This window comes from Neorickettsia helminthoeca str. Oregon (genome assembly GCF_000632985.1).
Taxonomy (GTDB): domain Bacteria; phylum Pseudomonadota; class Alphaproteobacteria; order Rickettsiales; family Anaplasmataceae; genus Neorickettsia; species Neorickettsia helminthoeca.
In genome coordinates, this window is record NZ_CP007481.1 from 557,885 (window position 1) to 577,981 (window position 20,097).

18 protein-coding genes and 1 tRNA gene are annotated in these 20,097 nt (G+C 41.7%); 6 read left to right on the forward strand and 13 right to left on the reverse strand.

All coding sequences use genetic code 11. From position 1 onward, the window contains the following. Nucleotides 1-39: 39 nt before the first annotated feature. Nucleotides 40-1,545, forward strand: coding sequence for a protein translocase subunit SecD (gene secD / locus NHE_RS02655; RefSeq protein WP_038559716.1), 1,506 nt, complete (start codon nt 40-42; stop codon nt 1,543-1,545). 2 nt (nt 1,546-1,547) lie between these two features. Here the strand turns inward: secD and NHE_RS02660 are convergent, their stop codons facing one another. From NHE_RS02660 to petA, 3 genes are all read right to left on the reverse strand, one after another. Beyond that, the gene (locus NHE_RS02660; RefSeq protein ID WP_038559719.1) at nt 1,548-2,762 is read right to left on the reverse strand and encodes a hypothetical protein; all 1,215 of its coding nucleotides are present in this window, start codon (nt 2,760-2,762) and stop codon (nt 1,548-1,550) included. Between the two features lie 162 nt (nt 2,763-2,924). Continuing rightward, complete coding sequence (gene ubiG, locus NHE_RS02665; RefSeq protein WP_038559722.1) at nt 2,925-3,608, reverse strand: bifunctional 2-polyprenyl-6-hydroxyphenol methylase/3-demethylubiquinol 3-O-methyltransferase UbiG; 684 nt, start codon at nt 3,606-3,608, stop codon at nt 2,925-2,927. Between the two features lie 66 nt (nt 3,609-3,674). After that, on the reverse strand, nt 3,675-4,019 hold the full coding sequence (petA, locus tag NHE_RS04300) for a ubiquinol-cytochrome c reductase iron-sulfur subunit (protein ID WP_084473281.1): 345 nt from the start codon (nt 4,017-4,019) through the stop codon (nt 3,675-3,677). On the opposite strand from petA, the gene NHE_RS02675 reads away from it, so the two are divergent. Then, nucleotides 3,987-4,060, forward strand: a tRNA-Arg gene (locus tag NHE_RS02675). The two genes, petA and NHE_RS02675, sit on opposite strands and share 33 nt — an antisense overlap. A gap of 29 nt (nt 4,061-4,089) precedes the next feature. On the opposite strand, the gene NHE_RS02680 is transcribed toward NHE_RS02675, so the two are convergent. From NHE_RS02680 to NHE_RS02705, 6 genes are all read right to left on the reverse strand, one after another. Continuing rightward, nucleotides 4,090-5,025 (reverse strand): beta-ketoacyl-ACP synthase III, encoded by a 936-nt coding sequence (locus tag NHE_RS02680; protein ID WP_038559724.1) that lies wholly within the window; start codon nt 5,023-5,025, stop codon nt 4,090-4,092. Nucleotides 5,026-5,183: 158 nt separating this feature from the next. Next, nucleotides 5,184-6,212 carry a phosphate acyltransferase PlsX gene (gene plsX, locus NHE_RS02685; RefSeq protein ID WP_038559727.1) on the reverse strand — a complete coding sequence of 343 codons (1,029 nt, stop codon included), beginning with the start codon at nt 6,210-6,212 and terminating at the stop codon, nt 5,184-5,186. A 48-nt stretch (nt 6,213-6,260) separates the two neighbouring features. Further along, nucleotides 6,261-6,452: a 50S ribosomal protein L32 gene (gene rpmF / locus NHE_RS02690; protein ID WP_038559731.1), complete on the reverse strand. Its 192-nt coding sequence runs from the start codon at nt 6,450-6,452 to the stop codon at nt 6,261-6,263. Nucleotides 6,453-6,647: 195 nt separating this feature from the next. Continuing rightward, nucleotides 6,648-9,209, reverse strand: a complete 2,562-nt coding sequence (locus NHE_RS02695) for a hypothetical protein (RefSeq protein WP_038559733.1) — start codon at nt 9,207-9,209, stop codon at nt 6,648-6,650. A gap of 528 nt (nt 9,210-9,737) precedes the next feature. Continuing rightward, nucleotides 9,738-10,256, reverse strand: a complete 519-nt coding sequence (nuoE, locus tag NHE_RS02700) for an NADH-quinone oxidoreductase subunit NuoE (RefSeq protein WP_038559736.1) — start codon at nt 10,254-10,256, stop codon at nt 9,738-9,740. A gap of 3 nt (nt 10,257-10,259) precedes the next feature. After that, nucleotides 10,260-11,642 carry an ABC1 kinase family protein gene (locus tag NHE_RS02705; RefSeq protein ID WP_038559738.1) on the reverse strand — a complete coding sequence of 461 codons (1,383 nt, stop codon included), beginning with the start codon at nt 11,640-11,642 and terminating at the stop codon, nt 10,260-10,262. A 329-nt stretch (nt 11,643-11,971) separates the two neighbouring features. Here NHE_RS02705 and NHE_RS02710 point away from each other — a divergent pair, with 329 nt between their 5' ends. The 3 genes from NHE_RS02710 to NHE_RS02720 all read left to right on the forward strand — a co-directional run bounded on the left by NHE_RS02710 (nt 11,972) and on the right by NHE_RS02720 (nt 13,825). After that, the gene (locus tag NHE_RS02710) at nt 11,972-12,562 is read left to right on the forward strand and encodes a hypothetical protein (protein WP_038560602.1); all 591 of its coding nucleotides are present in this window, start codon (nt 11,972-11,974) and stop codon (nt 12,560-12,562) included. Between the two features lie 201 nt (nt 12,563-12,763). Further along, nucleotides 12,764-13,060 carry an HU family DNA-binding protein gene (locus NHE_RS02715; RefSeq protein ID WP_038559741.1) on the forward strand — a complete coding sequence of 99 codons (297 nt, stop codon included), beginning with the start codon at nt 12,764-12,766 and terminating at the stop codon, nt 13,058-13,060. Between the two features lie 36 nt (nt 13,061-13,096). Further along, complete coding sequence (locus NHE_RS02720) at nt 13,097-13,825, forward strand: YebC/PmpR family DNA-binding transcriptional regulator (protein ID WP_038559744.1); 729 nt, start codon at nt 13,097-13,099, stop codon at nt 13,823-13,825. A 198-nt stretch (nt 13,826-14,023) separates the two neighbouring features. Here the strand turns inward: NHE_RS02720 and groL are convergent, their stop codons facing one another. The 4 genes from groL to NHE_RS02740 form a co-directional block, all read right to left on the reverse strand. Beyond that, complete coding sequence (gene groL / locus NHE_RS02725; RefSeq protein WP_038559747.1) at nt 14,024-15,670, reverse strand: chaperonin GroEL; 1,647 nt, start codon at nt 15,668-15,670, stop codon at nt 14,024-14,026. After that, nucleotides 15,670-15,960: a co-chaperone GroES gene (locus tag NHE_RS02730; RefSeq protein ID WP_198014753.1), complete on the reverse strand. Its 291-nt coding sequence runs from the start codon at nt 15,958-15,960 to the stop codon at nt 15,670-15,672. The genes groL and NHE_RS02730 overlap by 1 nt, the downstream gene beginning before the upstream one ends. Before the next feature lie 169 nt (nt 15,961-16,129). Beyond that, nucleotides 16,130-17,089: a DNA polymerase III subunit delta gene (locus NHE_RS02735; RefSeq protein ID WP_038559750.1), complete on the reverse strand. Its 960-nt coding sequence runs from the start codon at nt 17,087-17,089 to the stop codon at nt 16,130-16,132. A gap of 3 nt (nt 17,090-17,092) precedes the next feature. Beyond that, entirely contained in the window at nt 17,093-18,817 is a 1,725-nt protein-coding gene (locus tag NHE_RS02740) for a peptidylprolyl isomerase (RefSeq protein ID WP_232214961.1), read from the reverse strand. A gap of 46 nt (nt 18,818-18,863) precedes the next feature. Here NHE_RS02740 and NHE_RS02745 point away from each other — a divergent pair, with 46 nt between their 5' ends. Continuing rightward, nucleotides 18,864-20,072 (forward strand): CCA tRNA nucleotidyltransferase, encoded by a 1,209-nt coding sequence (locus NHE_RS02745; RefSeq protein WP_051579618.1) that lies wholly within the window; start codon nt 18,864-18,866, stop codon nt 20,070-20,072. Nucleotides 20,073-20,097: the final 25 nt, after the last annotated feature.

Below are 20,097 nucleotides of genomic sequence, written 5' to 3' on the forward strand. Positions count from 1 at the left end.
TCTGGAAGCTCTTTTTCTTTCCATCGAGAGATTAATCTCATGTCAGCGCGTGTAAAGCTTTTTTTTCTTTTCTGTCTCGTTGGACTCGGTCTTTTTGTGGTCTGGGGCAATTTTTCCTCTAGAACTGGTAGAAAGATCAGTATGGGCCTGGATCTGCGTGGTGGCGTTAGTATTACGATGTCGATGGATCAGGCTGAATATCTACAAGAGAAGTTACGCAGAGTTGCTTCTGACGTATCGGAATTCGCGAAAGAAAGTAATGTAAAAATCCTCAGAATTAAAGTAGATGAAGTACAACCAATGCTTTCAATTTCACTGGCTGAATGGGATGAGCATATACTGACAGAGTTGAAGAAGTTCTTTAAACACTCTAGTGAGATTGTACTTGATAAAATTGACAGAAAGAACGCGGTTATACAGCTAGTATACTCCGAGCAGTACCTCAGAGAAATAAATAGACAGCTCATCGAAGATTCAATATCTAATCTTCGAAGAAGGGTGGATGAGTTTGGAGTGAGGGAAACACTCATATACTCTCTTGGAACGGATCGTATAGTAATAGAAGTCCCAGGCCTAAAAGATCCAGAAGAACTAATTTCCATACTCGGCAAAACTGCGAAACTTGCCTTCCATATGGTCCTGCCAGATAAAGCGATACTCTTAGGAAGACTAACACTGGAAGATAAGCTTGGAAGAAGGTTTACATTGGAAAGACATCCTTCGCTTACTGGTGATCTACTGGACGAGGCAAGCGTCGCATTCAGCCAGAAAGGGACTCCCGTTGTACGATTTAAGTTTAATTCCTATGGAACAAAAAAATTGGAACAGATCTCTAAAGCAAATATAGGAAGACCTATGGCAATAGTCTTAGATGATACTGTCCTGACTGCACCAGTGATACGAGATCCTATAATAGGTGGCAGGGGTGAGATTTCCGGGAACTTTGATACAAAAGAAGCAAAAGAGTTGGCTCTGTTACTCAAGTCTGGCTCCCTCCCAGCAAGACTTAATGTAATAGAGCAACGTGTTATCGGACCTTCCCTTGGTGCCAAATCGACATCATTGGCAAAAAAGTCTGGAATCTTGGCTGTAGTGTTAGTCATTCTTTTCATGCTTTTTGCGTACAGGATCTACGGTTTAATCGCAGCTATCGCTCTGATAATGAATCTGATTCTTTTACTTGCTGGGCTTACACTGATTGAGGCAACGCTGACTCTCCCAGGAATTGCTGGGCTAATTCTCACCATTGGTATGGCTGTCGATGCGAATGTATTAATTTTCGAGCGTATAAGAGAGGAGTTCGCAAAAACTGGTGTTCTGAGCAACTCAATAATGAAGGGATTCGAGCATGCAAAGGCCACGATTTTTGATTCAAATATCACCACCTTGGCAGCTGCCCTGATAATGATAATCATTGGATCCGGTCCCATCAAAGGTTTTGCTGTTACTTTATCCCTAGGAATTATTACCTCAATTTTCTCATCTGTCTTCGCGACTAAGGTAATGATGGAAGCCTTTATTATCCGTTCTAGACAGAGAGTATAAGACTAAACCATGTTGCTAGCCCTGCTTGAGAGGTGTGACCATGGCAAAATAGAGGTGACACCCCACCAACTCTTTCGTATCCTTCTTTCTTCAACAAAAGCTCGAATTTCACCCATGACAGTATCTTCATATAGACTATCCGAGTTATGCACAAGTAAAGCGTGGAAAGCCCGAAATAGGAACGGGCTGAGCTTATATTCATGGCGTAATCTTGCATTATCTACTGGAATAACAGCGATTTTAACATTCTCTCGCCGTTCCAGATCATCCGCGTTTATTCCATCTCTATAAGTTTCCCTGATATCCCCTTCTTCATAGAAAATATCTCCATCAGAAACTATCACAGAAACCGGCGTATCGTTCAGCGCATCAATTTCGTCCTGCGTTATCCCTATTTTGCTTCCGTACTGCACTACTGTTATGCAAATGACAGCTTTTAGTACAGCAATACACAACGCAAGACAAAGAGTAATACTGCACGCCACAGTAATCCATCGAGATTGATCATCTGATATTGCACCACGTATGATCCCATATAGCGCACCAGTAACAGTACCTAAAAGGAGTAAAGCGCATGCGACAAATATGAGATGCGCTCCTCTGGATCGATTAAGGAGCGTCCTAGCCGCATATTTCATATTCGGAGGAGCTACAAGAGTGATTAGTTTTGCGCATCGTTCTCCTGACTCTTCAAGCTTCGCAGCCAGCTTGGTACTAACCATACCTCCAAGTGATTTCCCGTATAATACTAAATCATTTGACCGATTATATTTCCTACCATAATATTGACTAGATCTGAGAAGGGCTTCCAAGTTTTTCAGCAACACTTCAGACTGCTGTACAAGATTTGAAAGCGAAAGCTTACCACCCATATATCTATAAACAGCGCGATGTGCACACCCATACTTTAGATAATTGAATGTGACTACATTGCAGTACCTCCGCATTTCAGAGAAACGCTCATTAATGCGTCCACCATTACCGGAAAAAAACAACACGGTTGGCTTAGAAGGATTGAAAAGATCAACAAAGCCAAAGCTCAATTCAAAGGCATTAGCTTCTTCTGGACTGGCAGCTAAGATTGCATCACCCTCATATTTTACCCAGAACTTATGGGGTCCTGATATCCAGGTAGCACCACTTTCACTGTTTCCAGGAATAAGAAGACTGTGTAAAAACGAACTGAGCAACCCTGTTTCATTTTTTATGTTCTGCATGATGCGTAATAGGTAAGGAAAATGGAAATACGATAAACAAGATCTTTATAATTGTAATTTTATAGTTAAATTATTTAGTATTCAAATTATACCTAATTAGGTTTAAGATTTAATTACTCAAATCATTTAGAGACTAAATTCTTCAGTGATTGAGGAAATTTGCTACTCTAATGATGCAAATCCAATGTAATTAACTGAAATATCTTTATCTAACTTCCAGGAATCGGAAATGAAATTATATTTCAATCCCCTAATATCTTTGATTTCCAGACCAGCATTCAAAAAGAATTTATTCAAAGTCGAAGGCTTCAAGAAAGCTTGCCAGGAATGCGTTTTTCTGGGTAGAAGATCCAATAAATATTCAGCTGCTACGATCCCAAAGAGAAATGATTTTATTGTTTTATTCAAAGTCGAAAAAAATATTTTTCCACCTGGAGCAAGCATTCCAGAACACAATTTTACAAACTCCATAGGGTCGTTAACATGTTCAATGACTTCCATTATGCAGATTATGTCAAATTGCTTATCACGAATAACAGCCTCATCCAAAGAAGCATTTATATAAGTCACATTCCCTTTACTGTTTTCCATGGCTGCCTTTACACTTTCCTCACTTGGGTCTATAGCAGTCACAATACCTCCAAGGCTGGAGAGCTCCTCGGATAAAATTCCGCCGCCACACCCAACATCCAAGATTGCTTTCCCAACAACATCACTGTTACTTAGAATATACTGAATCCTTAATTTATTCATTTTATGCAACATTTCAAAACTTCCGTGTGGCTTGTGCCACTCAGATGCAAGTACAGAAAATTTTTTTATTTCCTCTTTATTCTCAGTAACCATTTACTATGAAATCTCCAGGCTCGGATAAATTACATATCGATCAGTGTATAGCCCAAACCAACTTTATCATACCTGAACATCAGAAATCATAAACACTAATATCACTGTTGTATCGTTTACAAAATAATAGTCTGGCACTACAAGATTAGCCGGAGCCGGACCAGCGACGACCCTACCTGAAGTGTCATAGTATGAACCATGACATGGGCAGAAAAAAGTCCCATCGGGATTGCTTATAGGGACGCATCCAAGATGCGTACATACACCTACAACCACAAGCCAATTTTCTTTTCCATGCTGGACGCGTACAGAATCTGAAAATATTCCTAGAAAAACAAGTTTTACAACAGGCGAGTTTCTTTTATACTTAATCTTAGTGGTCCCGTAGCTCAGCAGGATAGAGCAACAGATTCCTAATCTGTGTGTCGTGTGTTCGAATCTCACCGGGATCATTGCCTGATGATAAGAGTACTTGGGGGGACTAATACTCAACTATCATAACTCCGTATGTAAATCCCCCTCCCATAGCCGTAAGTAGGAGCTTGTCCCCCTTTTTCAGTATTTTTTCATTGTTAAGGTGATCCAGCGTAATTGGAATAGAAGCTGCAGAGGTATTCGCATACTTGTCTACAGTCACTATCACTTTGTATGGATCTATACCTATCTTCTCGCTAACTAAATCTATGATTCTTATATTAGCTTGATGCATTACAAAGTAATCTATTTCCTGAGCTGATATGCCACTGACATCAAACGCCTTATTGATTTCAGTAGTGAGTTTTTTGACTGCTGCCTCGAAGACTTTTCTTCCGTCCATATGTAGTTTCCCTGTAACATCTGCAGAGAGCGCATCACACAAGGATGCGTCACAAGACATGGAATCATAGATTAATCCGCCTACTTCACCGGCAGAAATCAGTGCGGCACCTGCACCATCACCGAATAGAATACAAGTATTTCTATCTTTCCAATCGACGATGCTGGACATGGCATCTGCCCCAACCAGAAGCACTTTTGAGACTTTCCCAGCTGCAACCATTGCGCTAACAATTGAAAGGCCATATAGAAATCCAGAACATGCAGCATTGATATCGAACGAAAGAATTTGTCTTTTTATACTTAGCTTACCCTGTAAGATATTTGCAACTGCAGGGATTCTCTTACTAGCAGTACAAGTAGCAACAACTATTGCATCAATGTCTTCAACGGAAAAATCTTGCACTCCATTCAGACATTTCAGAGAAGCATTCAGTGCTAAGTCAGAGACATCTTCCTCATCAACTATGTATCTCGTTTTTATGCCGGTTCTCCTGAGAATCCATTCATCAGAAGTGTCGACTAACTTTTCAAGATCGAAGTTAGTCAAGACCTTACCCGGCAAGTAAGAGCCAAATCCCAAGAAATTTATTTTCCTCATTTTTACAGTTCGCCAAAAATCCTAGGAGCAGTAAGTACGCCAGGACAGATAAGTAAAAATAGCAACACCTCACCGTGTTTTGATGAAGCTCAAAAACCAACAATATCAGTCACGGACGTCAGGGTAAAATACCCGCGTGCGACGGAAAGTAAGCTGACCTAGTCAACAGCACAGATACTCTCAATAATCTGTGTGTTTAGATCATTCTCAACTAAATTAGCCGCGACCATAATAGCATTCGAGAAGGCATTCCTATCTGAGCTACCATGCGCTTTTACTGCAATACCATTCAAACCAATCAACATAGCGCCATTTCTCAGATCAGGATTAAACTTGGCCATTGATCCTTTCAAATTTTTGGACAAGATACATCCAGCGATCCTAGACAAGAATGAGGCCTTGGTCGCACTGACTATACCCTCTTTTATTAGGTGGTAAATACCCTCAGCAGTCTTCAGCATTATATTGCCCGTAAATCCATCACTGACAACAACATCCACGTTACCTCCGAGCATATCCGCAGGCTCTATATATCCTCTGAAGTCAAAACGACTAGCTTCAGATTTCTCTTTCAGCATGTGGAAGGCTTCTTTTATAGCATCAGTACCTTTATTCTCCTCAACACCAATATTCAGGAGCGCCACACTTGGATTTTCCGTGCCGAGAGCAGCCTTTGCAAAGGCTGCTCCCATAAAAGCAAACTGATATAGCACTTCAGAACTGCATTCGAGGTTTGCTCCAAGATCAAGGACAACTACTTCTCCCTTTTTACTTGGTAGAGTCGTAACAATGGCGGGCCTATATATGTCATCCAACATGCCGAGAAGAATCTTCGAAATCCCCATAAATGCTCCGGTATTACCAGCAGAAACGACACAATGTGAGATCATTTCTCTGACATCCTGTACCGCCCTGTACATACTCGAACCCTTCCTTCCTCTAACCGCTAAGGAAGGCTTATCATTGGACGAGACGATATCGTCTGTATGAATGATTTCACTATTCTTGAGAAGGACAAGATTAAGACTGTGTGAAAGACATCTCTCAAGAGAGGGACCATCACCGAAAAGCCTGAAAAAGACAGAATCAGGATGTCGCATCAGATAACGGGAAGCGCCAAAGATGATTTCATCTGGAGCATTATCACCGCCCATCACATCCAGGGCAACTATAATCCTATTTCCCATTTATGTTCCACAAAGACGACACACCCTCCAAATCGACTAAGAGACCAATTACTGTTGCTCTTTCTTTTTCTTCCTTGAAAGAACTTGTCTGCCATTGTAAAATCCGTCTAGGGAAATGTGATGAGGCCTTTGAAACTCCCCTGTAGTCTTATTTGTAACAAACATGTCAGGAGAGAGGGCATCATGAGATCGTCTCTGCCCTCGTTTTCCTGGAGTAGTTTTTCTTTTGGGAACGGGCATAGTCTATTCTAAAGTTTTGGAACCAGGCACAAATTATAGTATAAATGATCTCTTTTATGCAAGGGCGTAACAGATCAAAACTTCACCCAACACCGCCGATTCCAAATAAAAATAGATACGTATCATCCTGGATGATAACCTCGATCCACGGAAACGTGCCCTTCTAATCAGGCAATCTAACTCAAATTCACCACACTAAACAAGAGACACAGAAGCGCTACAAGTATCCGAGAGATTCACATGGCGAAGTCCACTACTAAGCGGCATTCCTGCTTCCTTGTCTGTATCAGGACAAAGATTCGGTCTCTTTGTTTCGTCGATGTCTACAAAGTACAGTAATACTGTAGATATGAAAGAGACAGCAATACCTACAGTAATACATAGACCTTCACTACTTCCGCTTACCCAGAAATCCCTAACTTTTATGATGTCATCCCCAAATAACCGTAGCAATGAAATGATTGCAGCAACACTGAAAGCAAGTGCAGGGAGCAATATACAGAAAATACCATGATATATGCTATATTTATCCTTATCTCTCCCCCTTGCGGGACGAAAGCCTTGTACCTTGGTAAAGGCCATGCTCAAAAACCCAATACCAACACAGAGTGATATGAATGATGCTATTCCGATAGCTTTGAAATTCTTGAATTCCGAAATTCCAGAGCAAGAAAAAGCAGCAAACAAGAATCCTATCACTACAAGAGCGCGACAAATATTCTTTGGGCTGACTATACCTTTGATTCCGCGCATTACAGTACCTGCACCAACACTTGCATTAAGGGCGCCACCTACAAGCTCAGACATTCGATTAAAATATTTCTCTTTCAGTACTGCGGCTGAGCGAGCAAACGCTTCAACCTCTTCACATGCTTTCTCAATGACCCGATCTGTATATGCAGTATCTTCATCATTCTTGCCAAGCAGCTCGAGCAACTCAGATACGCTCTTTAAAGTCCCAATTTCACGAGTACGCGGGCCACCCCCAAAAAGTCTCACGAAATCACGCTTCAAAGAAAGATTGATTATCTCCGCACTGGACAATCCACGAACATCGCACCCCTCATCTTCTAAGACCTTTCTACAGGCTAACCTAGCCCAGAGTTTGCTCGAAGCAATCGCAATAGTCGCAGGAAAAGCGAGTTGGCAGTCTCGTAGCTCATTGTAGAGAGTACGTATTGCTCGCGCTACATTCGCACGTTTCTTCCCATCTGTAGTATTGCTTGCGCGACAGAGAGCACCATAAAGCCTCTGGGAACATACAAGTATTTCCTCCATTGTATTATTTGTTCCAAAGACTTCGTATGCATTATGCATAAGGCCCGTCATATGCATATCAATAGATCGTACAGATGCTCCAGCATCACCTATGATAGTTTCCACCTTGTGCTTAAGACATTTGTCTTGCCCATTCTCATCAGTAGTAACTAGACCATTCGTTAATTCTGAGAATCGTGAGAGTGCCTCTCTTACACTTGGTAAAGTCTTAACCACCTCTGGAACAAGGCCTTGCTCTTGCCCTGACTCATCAGTACGAGCGACATGGAGTAGTAGTTCTCGTAACCTTGCTACAAACTCAGTCAGCGTCGGAGACAGACCGACTACTTCCCCGCCCTCACCAGTACTAGCGATACTCTTCATCACCATCACAGCTTTGGGCACTACTTCGCCTACCTCTTTCAAAAACTTAGTCAGCGTCGGAGACAGACCGACTACTTCCCCGCCCTCACCAGTACTAGCGATACTCTTCATCACTGCCGAAGTTGCAGGTACTAGCACCTGAAGTTCTTCGAGCACTGAAACAAGACATCGTCGCCCTTTCTCGCCATCTTCAATGCACTTAAAAACACCAGCTCTAATTTGAGGAGCGCACACATTAGCGGCTTGTTCACGAGCAAGTGGAAAGTTGCCCTCCCTACAGGCCTGAATTATTCTCTGGACTAGGGCACGCTCTTCATCATCTGGCACAGACGAAGCAATATCCTCCAAGGCAGCCATACTAGCCTGAGGGAATGTACTCCCAACTTGCTCTCCAATACACTTAACAATAGTACCAAGACTCGCGCATGCTGCCCCAGCGTTTGCTTTAATCGACCTTACAACAGAATAAGCAGATAAAAGAGCAGCACATCTGCGAGCTCTTTGAACTATTTCAGCAGCTGATCTTATTTTTCCACTTTTATGCTCTACTATTCCTTCACCTCTCTCATCTGTGGGTATCTCTATAGACCGGAGAAGTAAAGATAGCTCAAAAAGAAGTTTATGAGCGCAAACAACCTTGACTGGAGTCTCTGGAAAAGGAGGAAGTAATAAATCGCCATCGAGCATGGATGTAGAGCTACTGGCACCCAGAACTTTTCTTTTCCGAACAGAAGCCTTAAATCCTCCTAATCCACACTTAGCTGGGCCCATCCTAGGTGATGACGCTGATGCAGATGAGGAGGTATCAGAAGAAGCTAGCTCGTCACCATAAGCGCTTCGCCTTAGAGGTTCAAAAACAGAAAGCAATAGATCGCGCAGTCCCTGTAACTCTGGCGCAGACATTACAAGATCTTCTCTCCCTCGACCTTGAGTGGCGGCTCTATCTAGCATCTCCGCAAACCCGCTAAGGACGTCTCGTATATGGCTTACATCACTCTCCGGTATACAGTCTTGCTCAGCGAACGCTGCAAGAAGACCTGCCATTATTTCAGGATTTTCAAGATAACTTAACACCACCCGCGCAGATTCTGCGACTTGCCTATACTCCTCAAACATTTTTATCTCTTAATCTATTCACCGCCTACATTTTTCCGTCGCCTACATAGAGAGAGGCAGCTTACGTAATTCTCCAATATATTCGCTGGTAGCAACACTAGAACCTCAGGAGACATAAGTACAACTCTATGATATAAAAGATCACAACCAACTTTCCTAGGATTTTAGAGTGATCTCCTTGATCAAATTATAATTTATTTTCCCAGACCGATGTACATGGTCAGGTCATCTCCAACAGCTGGAAAAGGATAAAACAATTGATCCACACAGTGGCCAAGCTTCAGACAGAACAGAAAAAGACATCCAGCGCAACTGCATATCCAAAAAGCAGGTAATGCAAGATATTAGGGGGTTATAACACACAATTCGGGAAGAAAAATGGCTGCATAATACCAACCCGATCGTACTCAGTAATCTTGAATCAATTCACCAACACTCAGAGCTAGAAAAATTTGCGTACTACCAAATCAAAACAACCAAGACTAGATTATAGCATATATCAGTTAAAATTGTATCAGTATTAGAATTTTATTTTAATTTAGATATCAAACGAATTACGGATTTTTCATCTAATTCCTCAAAATAATCATTGTTGATTTGGATAACTGGTGCATTCACACACGCCCCTAAACACTCCACTTCAACCAGGGAAAATTTTCCATCTTCGGTCGATTGACCAACCCGTATCGAAAGCTCTTTTGCAATCGCGTTACATATACGATCCGCTCCCCTGAGCCAGCATGGGGTAGTCCTGCAAACTTGAATGAGATATTTGCCTACGGGAGCAGTATTGAACATACTATAGAAAGAAGCAACTTCATAAACCCTTATCACAGGCATATCTAATAATTGGGCTATATAGTCCATTGCAGCAATAGGGATCCAGTTTTCGTTTTGTTCCTGGACAAGGTGTAGCAGTGGAAGGACGGCACTTCTTTTATGAGATGAAGGATATCTAGCCAGTATTTGCTCTACCTTTTCTAGGTTCTCGCAACTGAAGACAAACTTATCAGTCTGGACAGAAGAATGAGCAACATGTTTTTTCATAGTTCAAAGAAATCTAAAAGCAAGAATAAAGAAAAAATTCATGATCGATGCAAACCAGAGCCAAAAAAACACACTCCTCCTTGAGCAATCTTCTACACCACTCCTCGTCCCTGAAGCATTATTCTCGCCAAAAGTATCCCTCAAGACGACTATCGCCTCTTCGAACTTCTCTTTCATCACCTTTAGCGGATTCATTTCAGTTTTATACCATTTTCTTATCAGAGGTTCTATAATTCGCCATATATTTGTTTCAGGGTGAATCCTGGCGCAATTTGACTCAAGGAACATAAGGTTCTTTTGGATGAGTACAAGATTCGGATTGATTTCGATCTCGAAATCTCTGGAGAGTTTGAAGAAATCCCCAAGTAATTGGGACAGTGAGATCTCCCTTAATGTTTTCCCCAATATCGGTTCCCCAAGAGCGCGACAGGCAGAAGCGAAATTCGCTCGAGACCTATCCACGTAACCTGCTGAATAATGAATCTCAGCAACACGATTATAATCTTGATCCAAAAAGCCCTTTATCAATTCTAACAGGTATATTTTGGTTTTTTTATCGATTCTGCCGACAATACCGAAATCCACTAATCCAACTTTGTTGCCGGGAGTAACGAATATATTCCCAGGATGTATATCTCCATGAAAAAATCCATTTCTATAAACCTGTTTAAAGAAGACTACGATCAGTTTTCTTGCAAACTCAGAATCGCACAGATTGCACTTCGTCAGAGGTACACCCAGCATCCATGACATGGTAAGTACACGTGTACTAGTCAGATTCCAAAAGACTCTAGGCATGATGACTTCAGTATCATAACGTGAATTATCCCTCATTTCTGATAAGGATGCTGCTTCCATCTTAAGATCAAGCTCACAGTTAACAGATGCCGTAAACCTCTTGAGTATAGGTATCAAATTAAACCGCTTCGACAGAAAGCAGGAAAAAATACGCGCAACAAAAAAAGCAATTCTGATATCACGTTTAAAAATCTTTTCTATATTGGGTTTCAGGACCTTTATAGCAACGACATCGCCGGAAAGAGTTGTCGCTTTATGGATTTGAGCAATTGATGCAGAAGCCACTGGTTCCTCACTGATCCAGGAAAAAAGATCCTCGACTTTGGATGAGAATTCCTTTTCAAGTGAAGCCTTTATAAAGGCATAGTCCACAGGTTTGACATCATCACACAACTTTCTCAATGCAGTACCCAGGCCAGGACCTATCAGATCCCCCATGCTGGAAAAAAACTGCCCAAATTTTATGAAAGCTGGCCCCATAGCCTCCATCCCGGAAACTAGATTATGATACTTCTTTCTAAAAAAAAGCTCAAAATACGAATAACAGATGAAATATGCTATCCTGAAGCCTCTGAAAAGTGTGTACATGCTCTAACTTTAATCACTACAAAGCACAGCTGCAAACCCACGGAGACAATTATTTCCACTAAGCGGGTGAGTCGGTGTCGGAGAATAGAGAATTCAATGCATGAAGGATGCAAAAATCACATTAATTCAATTAACTTCTGATATTAACTTCTGATGCTGTATATGAGACCCGCTGTCTGCAAATACAATGCGGGTAAAGAAATATGCATACAGATCGGCAGACTCAGAGAATAAGGTATACTTACATACCTTACATGCGACACAACTCCCATTTGAAGATTTTGATATTTTCCTGTAATATACTCTTTTATTTAGCTTATTCCGACTCCGTGAAAAAGATATCCCTGATCTTATCATTTTTTTGTTTCTTTCAGTGTTTTACGGCCTCAGCAGAAAGTCCAAAAGCGCTGCAGTCTTTCGAAAATTGGACCCTTTATACACAAATTGAAGATGGTCAAAAAGTGTATTTCATTGCTGCCACGCCTGTGGGGAGATCGGGTAATTATACATCTAGAGGGGCACAACATATCTGGGTGAGGTGCATAAGCAAGAATATTGACGAAGTAAGCATTACTCCAGGATATCCATACAAGGGGGATTATTATCCGCAGGTCGCCACCTATAAAAAGAAAGAAGATTTCCTGAAGTACAAACAGGGTATGATGGAAAATGCCAAAAAGGGAGAGTGTAGAGTGAAGAATCCGTCAGCCTCATACGTGTTCGATGTATTGGATGGCGACATAGCTTGGCTGAAAAATGTTGAAGATGATGAGAATGCTATTAAGTCTATGAAGTCAGATATTTATGCAGTGGTCGTTGCTAAATCAAGGAAGGGAACCTGCTCCCTTGATCTGTATTCGTTGAAAGGTTTCGCAAAGGCACATAATAAAATGAAAGAGCTCTGTGAAAAGGTCTTCTAGGATACTCCAATCCTGAAGTCACACATTATTTTGATGGCGCTCTCTTGACACCTTCTGCGATTGTTTCCCAGACTGTCCGGTTGCAAAATTCTTAACGTGCCTCTTGAAATTTCTTGAACTCATAGCAGTATCGCGACACTTCCTATTGATTTATTTGATTTTATGTCATAATCTGCAGTTTTGATTGTTTCAGAGCTTTTGATGACCAAAGAAGTAGTAAAGAGTGTTGATCTCATCAACATCGTTGCAGAGGGCGCTTCGATTCCTAAGGGGCAGGCTAAACATGCTATAAATGCATTGTACGAGTACATATATGACTCTCTTAAGAAGAAAAAATCCATCAGAATTCCGAAAGTCGGGACTCTATCCGTAGTGAAGAAAAAGGCGACGACTTATTGTGATCCAAAGACTAAGCAAATGGTCAAACAGGCCGAAACTGAGAGGATAAAATTCACTATCAGCAGCGTTATCAAGGGTGATTTGAAATCTGGAAGCTAAGAATTCGTTCCTTCATTATAGGCACAAAATCACATCATGGCTGGTCACTCTCAGTACGCGAATATAAAACACAGAAAAGGTGCTCAGGACGCAAAAAAGGCAAAAAAGTTCACTAAACTTAGAAGAGAATTGGTTGTTGCTGCGCGTTCTGGCATACCTGATCCTGCATTTAATCCAAGGCTGCGTTCCGCTTTAGCTAACGCGCGACGTCAGGGACTTCCAAAGGACAAAATTGAAGCCGCCTTTAAAAGTGCCAGTAACAAAACTGATGCCGATGATTATCAAGAAATCTATTACATGGCTTCGGGCTCTGGGGAGATGTGGCCCAATGGAATTTCAGTTGTAGTTGACGCACTCACGAATAACAAAAACAGGACCGCCTCAGAGGTAAGACATATTTTATCAAAGTTCGGTTTTGTTTTTGCTGAGCTTTCATTCATGTTTGATCGCTTAGGGTTGTTTTCATATGCAGAGTCAGTAGATCTGGATAGATTGATTGAATTTGCCTTAGAAATAGGTGCACTAGATGTGAAAAAGGAAAATAAGCGACATAATGTATACTCGAACAAGGAAGACTTCAGTAGGATTGCTGATGAGCTCTCCAAGGAATTCGGGGATTGTGAGTATTCGGGCCTCGTGTGGGTACCAAAGTCACCTCAGATTGCCTCTAAGGAGGTCCAGCAAAACCTGGAAAAAATGCTAGAAGCACTCGAGGAGAATGATGATGTACAGAACGTCTACACCTCCATCAGTCTCGAGGACTAAGCTGGAAATCCAGTGAGGATAAAAGATCAATAGAATAAAGTAGGGCCCACCAAAAGCTGAAGGGTCAACCAAGGGGGGATCAGTGGCGGTCCTTCACAGGATAGGAGCATCGTACCCAAGGCGGGAGCATTTTGGATAGCACTCGGCCGCCACTGGGATACCTACACATCGTTTTGCAGGGATCAGAGATGGGGGTTTTTAGAAACCACCCATTCCACCCATTCCACCAGGCATCATTGGAGCGCCGCCGGCATTATCTTTGGTAGGTAGATCAACGATAAGAGCTTCTGTAGTCACAAGAACGCTTGCTACGGAGACCGCACTTTCGAGTGCTACACGTACGACCTTTGCAGGGTCGATGATACCAGCTTTGAACGCATCCACATATTGAAGCTTCCTCGCATCAAAGATTCTGTTGATATCCTTCGATTCAAGTAAGTTGTGAACTATCACAGATGCATCCTCACCCGCATTCTCGACGATCTGAGAGATTGGCGCTTTGAGAGCCGCTTTCACGATATTGATACCAGCCTGCTCATCATCATCATCAGAAGAAAGCTCCTCAAGCACTTTAATTGCATTCAATAAAGTAGCTCCACCACCTGGTACTATACCTTCTTCAACTGCAGCTCGCGTTGCGTGCAATGCATCTTCGACCCTGTCTTTACGCTCTTTTACCTCGACTTCAGTAGCACCACCGACTTTGAGAACTGCGACTCCACCAGCAAGTTTAGCAAGTCTTTCTTGGAGTTTTTCCTTATCGTAATCAGAAGTGGTTTTCTCTATCTGTGTTTTAATTTGATTTACTCTTGCGCTTATAGCATCCTTACTACCGTTTCCGTCGACTATTGTAGTGGAATCTTTGGAAATAATGATACTTTTCGCAGTACCTAGATCTTCCACAGTCAGACTTTCAACGGTGACACCGATATCATCACTGACAAGACTTCTAGCTCCAGTTAGTATTCTGATGTCTTCAAGCATTTCAGCTCTGCGATCGCCAAAGCCTGGAGCTTTAACAGCACATGCTTTGAGACTACCGCGCATCTTGCTGAGAACAAGAGAGGTCAATGCTTCACCTTCAACATCTTCAGCAATGATCACAACTGCCCTATTTGAACGTACAATTGTCTCTAGTAGCGAAACCATCGGCTGTATACTAGACAACTTTTTGTTGGCGATTAGGATATAAGGATTATCGAATTCAACAATCATCTTCTCCGAATTGGTTATGAAATAAGGAGAAACGTATCCTCTATCAAAGACCATACCTTTGACCACGGATACAGAGAACTCTTCGAGGCCTTTACCCTCTTCTACTGTAATAACCCCTTCTTTACCGACTTTATTCATAGCTTCGGCGATTTTATTTCCGATTTCGCTATTGCCGTTAGCTGAAATTGAAGCAACCTGTGCTATCTCTTCCTCTGAGTCTATCTTTTTGGCAATTGATTGAATGTGTTTCACAACTGCATCGCGTGCACGCTTCATTCCGGCCTTTAACTTCATCCTGGACCTCTGAGCAGCAATGTGCTTGTGCGCATTTTTGATCATATTACCAACCAACATAGTTGCAGTTGTCGTACCATCACCCGCCTTCTCATTTGCCTGCGAAGTAGCCTGATTTAAGAGTTCAACTATTTTTGCTACTTTTTCATCTTCCGGTTTCAATGCGTTGATGACTTTATAACCGTCTTTTGTTACTTCCGGGCCACCGTAGGATTTACTCATGATCACCGGTCTGCCTTCTGGTCCAAGAGTCACGCCAGCACTCGAGACAACTAGGTCTGCTGCTTCACGAATGACTTTCTGTAACTGCTCACCACTTATTACTTCGTTTGGCATTATTTACCCTCCTTTACAGCTATAATATCTGATTCTTTCATTACGACGTACTCAACACCATCATGCTCTACTTCGCTGCCTGCCCATTTTCTGTATAGCACGACATCGCCTTCTTTAACACAAACTGGATCAAAAGTACCATTCGAATTTTTAGCTCCCTGGCCAACTGCTACAACTACGCCAATAGTCGGTTTTTTCTTTGCCGAATCAGGGATGTATATACCACTTGCTCCATCCTGCTCCTCTTGAGGCTTTATGAGCACCTGGTCGTGCAGCATTTTCAATCCTATATTCATAGACATCTTTTCTCCTATAAGTTTATCTAAACGTATTTCAATGACCTACAAACACAAATATCGTGATGACTGTTGTATTTTTCAAGATCCTCAGGAGATGTTTTACAATTATTTGCTTGTAAGAAAGCTCAGCCTTTTCCACCGAGCTTACACAGCCGAGATACTATCTTAGATTTTTGTCTCCGCTGGACTTTACTTCGATACACAGATCTATCAACCTCAACTGAAGCATAGTGAATCTACCTTTAACGTGGAGCTTATATTGTCTTTCGATTTTGGGTAAATTTAGAAGCAGTATCTTGGCTGTTTTCCCGCATGAATGATTGGAGGATACATTTTCGATCATCTCCAGATCATAGAACTGGTTTTTCCTGAGACGTTTGACTATTTCATATTTTGGCATACCTTTCGCTGTATCGGAAATGATTTCAAGAACGGCGTTACAGTATTTCATTAAACAGCGTATTATCAACAGACCTTCACTATCTGAGTATTGCTTGATGTGTGAACTAATCTTTTGAGTATCTAAAGTGATGATGCTTCTACAGAGCTCATTTATGGATGGAGAAATACTATCCAGTATGGTGCTCAACGACTCCGCTGTTATTAGTTCATCCTCGAAGTAATATTTGAGTTTTATAATTTCTTCCTCGATCGGGAAATCATTCGCACGGAGATATTTAGTTACGATCCCTACCGCGCTCGGTTCGAAGCGTATAGAATGTTTCCTGGCGTAGTACAGGATTAGATCCTCTAATGTGGCATCATTTTTCGAAAAAGCAATTTTCAGCACATCGCTTCTCTCGCTTTTCAAGGAAAATGGCTCAGTAGAGTACAAACAGAGGAAATGCTCAATTTTTCCTACCTTTGAAATCGGAAACTTATGGTCGTCGTATATAAGGAAGAGCTTCCCGAAACAAGATAAGGATTGAAGCTTCTCTAGCAACATCACATTCGAGCAATCCTTGAATCGGGTATGCTCAACGGTAAGTGAGACTGTATTCCTCAAGAGTGAGATGAACTCCCTGAGATAGGCAAGGTATACTGACTCAGACTGACCTTCGAAGAGGAAAATCCGTTTTGAGGATAAATCCAAAGAAAGAAGCTCAGCTATCTTACTCATAGACTAAAGAAGATCCTTGATCAAGTTGTTGGTGACCTTCACTTTGAATTCATTAACTGCAGTCTGGATCAGCTCACTTAGCATGGAGAACCCCAGTTCTTCACGAATCTTTGCTTCAATTGATGCGAGGACTACTTCATCTGGCTCGGGTTTTCTTTTCTCCAGGACCTTGCCTATGAAGAAGTATTTTTCAGATTCAAAAAGCTTCGTTGTATCACCGACGCTCAAATTGAAGATCTCAGCAATGAAATCATCTGAGTATTCATAGTGTAATCGTTTACTTTTACTGACATCTGGTCTGTACAGATCTATGGTTTGCTCGCGGTGATTATTGGATACCAATTTTTCCTGTAATAATCTGAAAGCAATCTGTTCTTGTTTTCGCGAAGAGACTGCTTTGATTACGGCTGCCCTGACTTTTTCAAACGGTTGTTCAGCCGCTGGCTCTACAGAGGTGACACTGAAAATAATCAGTTCATTAGCAGGACTAACAAGCTCGTGTTGAATGCCTTTCTCCTTTTTGAATATCTCCTCAAGCAGATTACCATCGATGTTAATTGCATTACCCTCTTTATCTCTGGAATCTTTTCCGATTGGGCCAACTCGTTGGAGTTTTATACCGTACTTCTCTTTGAGAGTTTCCCAATCTGCACCTGAGGCAAGGTCTTCACCTATTTGACCGGCTAGCAGACCCAACTTATCCAGAACCATGAACTTAGACAATTCCGCGATACTTTTTTCTTTGTCCGCAGCTGAGACAGGAACAATTTTTACGACTCTATAGAGGTAAAACTTACCCATATCTTTGATGATCAACCACTTATTACCGTCCCATTGGAGACTCTTAGGGAGGAAACTTGGTAAATCTATTTTAAAAGCACCATCTATATGTTTGATATCGTTTGCATAGAACTCGGGATTAGCAGCTATGGATTTCTTCATTCTCTCTGCGTCTTCGCGAGACTCGAACTCTATATAATCGACATAGTATCTTTTCCCTAGTTGTAGACTTTCAAACTTTTTCTGGACTTCTGAATCAGTGACTGAGATGAGTTCTTTTTTAACTGTCTGCTCTGAGATAGTCGCATATTCAGCTGTTCTGTACTCTTCACCGATGAAGCCTCCCTTATTCTCGTTGTAGAAGGATAAAAGTTCGGCCTCTGTCGGTACAGCGACGCTTGGGAGTTCACTCTTATTTACCTTTATCACATCGACCTTCCTGATCTGATACTCCAAGTCATAGAAAAGTCTAGCCAATTTCCCGTAATCCCCTTGAATATGGAAAAAAGGTGTAAAAAGAAATTCCTTTGCTATCTCCTGTTTTACTTTTTCTATGTACTCCCTCTCCGTGAGGTCATTACGATCTAGGAAGTTCTCCAGCTTGGCACGACTAAATTTGTTATCATCGAGGAAGAGCTCATTCCTTTTTATTTTATCGATCGCTATGGAATCGTGAATATGGAGATTCATCCGTTTAAGGAGCTGTGCTATCACTTTCTCCTGAATGAGATTAGTTAACACCATTCTCCCGACCCCCATTTCTTTGAGCTGGGAACTAGAAAGTCCAAAATTGAACATACTTTGGATGTACCTCTCACTTTTTCTGTACTCGGAAAGAAAAGCATCCACAGTGATTTTCTCTCTCCCTACGGATGCTACTACGTCTGAATTTCTTTCTATCAACGCGCCGTTTATTGCTGTACCTAGAAGTGCTAGAATAACGAGCACCAGAACGGACCATTTTGAAAAGAGGATTCTTTTTAGCTGCATAGTAATGAAGATCGAAACAAGCTGGCTGAATAACTTCAGGCAGCTGATTCAAATAATACGTAATAATGCTGGAGAAGCAAGATTCGTCGGGGGATGCGTAAGGGATAGCATACTCGGAAGAAAAATCAGCGATTTTGACATCGCAACGACTTTGGAACCTGAGGAAGCCATGAGTATATTGAGAGCAAATTCATTTACTGCGATCCCGACGGGCTTGAAACATGGCACTTTCACTACTCTGGTGGGTTCGCGCTCTGTGGAAATCACGACACTGAGAAAAGACCTAGAGTGTGATGGACGTCATGCTACCGTTATGTTCACAGAAAACTGGAAAGAGGATGCCAAAAGGCGGGATTTTACTTTCAATGCGTTGTACATGGATATAGATGGCAATGTATATGATTATTTTTCAGGATTGGAAGATCTGAAGTATCGAAGATTGAAATTCGTCGGTGATCCATGTAAGAGAATCGAAGAAGATTATCTAAGAATACTCAGAGTATTTCGATTTCAGGCAAATATATGCAAGCTGCCGATAGGCATGGAGATATTGGAGGCCTGCGAAAAATACAAAGAACAGATTAACCTACTTTCCGGAGAGAGAATACAGGCAGAGATGCTCAAGCTACTTTCCTATGATAATTTCCTGTCTACATTGGAAGCGATGCAATCCGCCAAAGTACTAGAGAGGGTATTCAATACAGAAATACTATTCTCCAAAATAGATGCGGAAAGGACGCATCAATTAAGGGATCCGATAGCCGCACTTGCATTACTCATCAGGAACACGGTTGACAATTATGATCTTCAATGGCTTTACCAGCGGTGGAGATTCTCAAAGAAGATCTATCAAATGCTAGACACTTTGATTCTGGAGAATCATATAGCTTCTCTACAAACAACAGCATCAAGACTCGGAAAAGATCTCGCAAATAAATTGCTCAAGATCCTGTATGCGGAAAACAAAATAAATGACAAAGAATATCAACAATTTTCTGTCGAACTTATTAGTTCTAGTGTTCCCGTTTTTCCTCTATTCGGCAGGGATCTGACACCGCTCGGATACAAAGGCCCTGAGCTAGGAAGGATCTTAAAATATCTGAAAACCTTATGGGAGGAAAGTGGTTGCCGTATGAACAGACAAGAGCTCCTCTCCAGGACAAAGAAGTATGATCCAGACAATATAGGAGAGAGGAATCCAAAACTGCGTTAAGAAAGACGGAAACCTGGCTAAAGAA

Excerpts from the sequence above, each read along its gene's own strand:
- NHE_RS02680 (WP_038559724.1), bottom strand. The coding sequence starts at position 5,025 with ATGAGGAAAATAAATTTCTTGGGATTTGGCTCTTACTTGCCGGGTAAG.
- nuoE (WP_038559736.1), bottom strand. The coding sequence starts at position 10,256 with ATGAAAAAACATGTTGCTCATTCTTCTGTCCAGACTGATAAGTTTGTC.
- NHE_RS02695 (WP_038559733.1), bottom strand. The coding sequence starts at position 9,209 with ATGTTTGAGGAGTATAGGCAAGTCGCAGAATCTGCGCGGGTGGTGTTA.
- NHE_RS02735 (WP_038559750.1), bottom strand. The coding sequence starts at position 17,089 with ATGAGTAAGATAGCTGAGCTTCTTTCTTTGGATTTATCCTCAAAACGG.
- ubiG (WP_038559722.1), bottom strand. The coding sequence starts at position 3,608 with ATGGTTACTGAGAATAAAGAGGAAATAAAAAAATTTTCTGTACTTGCA.
- rpmF (WP_038559731.1), bottom strand. The coding sequence starts at position 6,452 with ATGCCCGTTCCCAAAAGAAAAACTACTCCAGGAAAACGAGGGCAGAGA.
- NHE_RS02745 (WP_051579618.1), top strand. The coding sequence starts at position 18,864 with ATGAAGATCGAAACAAGCTGGCTGAATAACTTCAGGCAGCTGATTCAA.
- NHE_RS02720 (WP_038559744.1), top strand. The coding sequence starts at position 13,097 with ATGGCTGGTCACTCTCAGTACGCGAATATAAAACACAGAAAAGGTGCT.
- groL (WP_038559747.1), bottom strand. The coding sequence starts at position 15,670 with ATGCCAAACGAAGTAATAAGTGGTGAGCAGTTACAGAAAGTCATTCGT.
- secD (WP_038559716.1), top strand. The coding sequence starts at position 40 with ATGTCAGCGCGTGTAAAGCTTTTTTTTCTTTTCTGTCTCGTTGGACTC.
- NHE_RS02660 (WP_038559719.1), bottom strand. The coding sequence starts at position 2,762 with ATGCAGAACATAAAAAATGAAACAGGGTTGCTCAGTTCGTTTTTACAC.
- NHE_RS02715 (WP_038559741.1), top strand. The coding sequence starts at position 12,764 with ATGACCAAAGAAGTAGTAAAGAGTGTTGATCTCATCAACATCGTTGCA.
- NHE_RS02705 (WP_038559738.1), bottom strand. The coding sequence starts at position 11,642 with ATGTACACACTTTTCAGAGGCTTCAGGATAGCATATTTCATCTGTTAT.
- plsX (WP_038559727.1), bottom strand. The coding sequence starts at position 6,212 with ATGGGAAATAGGATTATAGTTGCCCTGGATGTGATGGGCGGTGATAAT.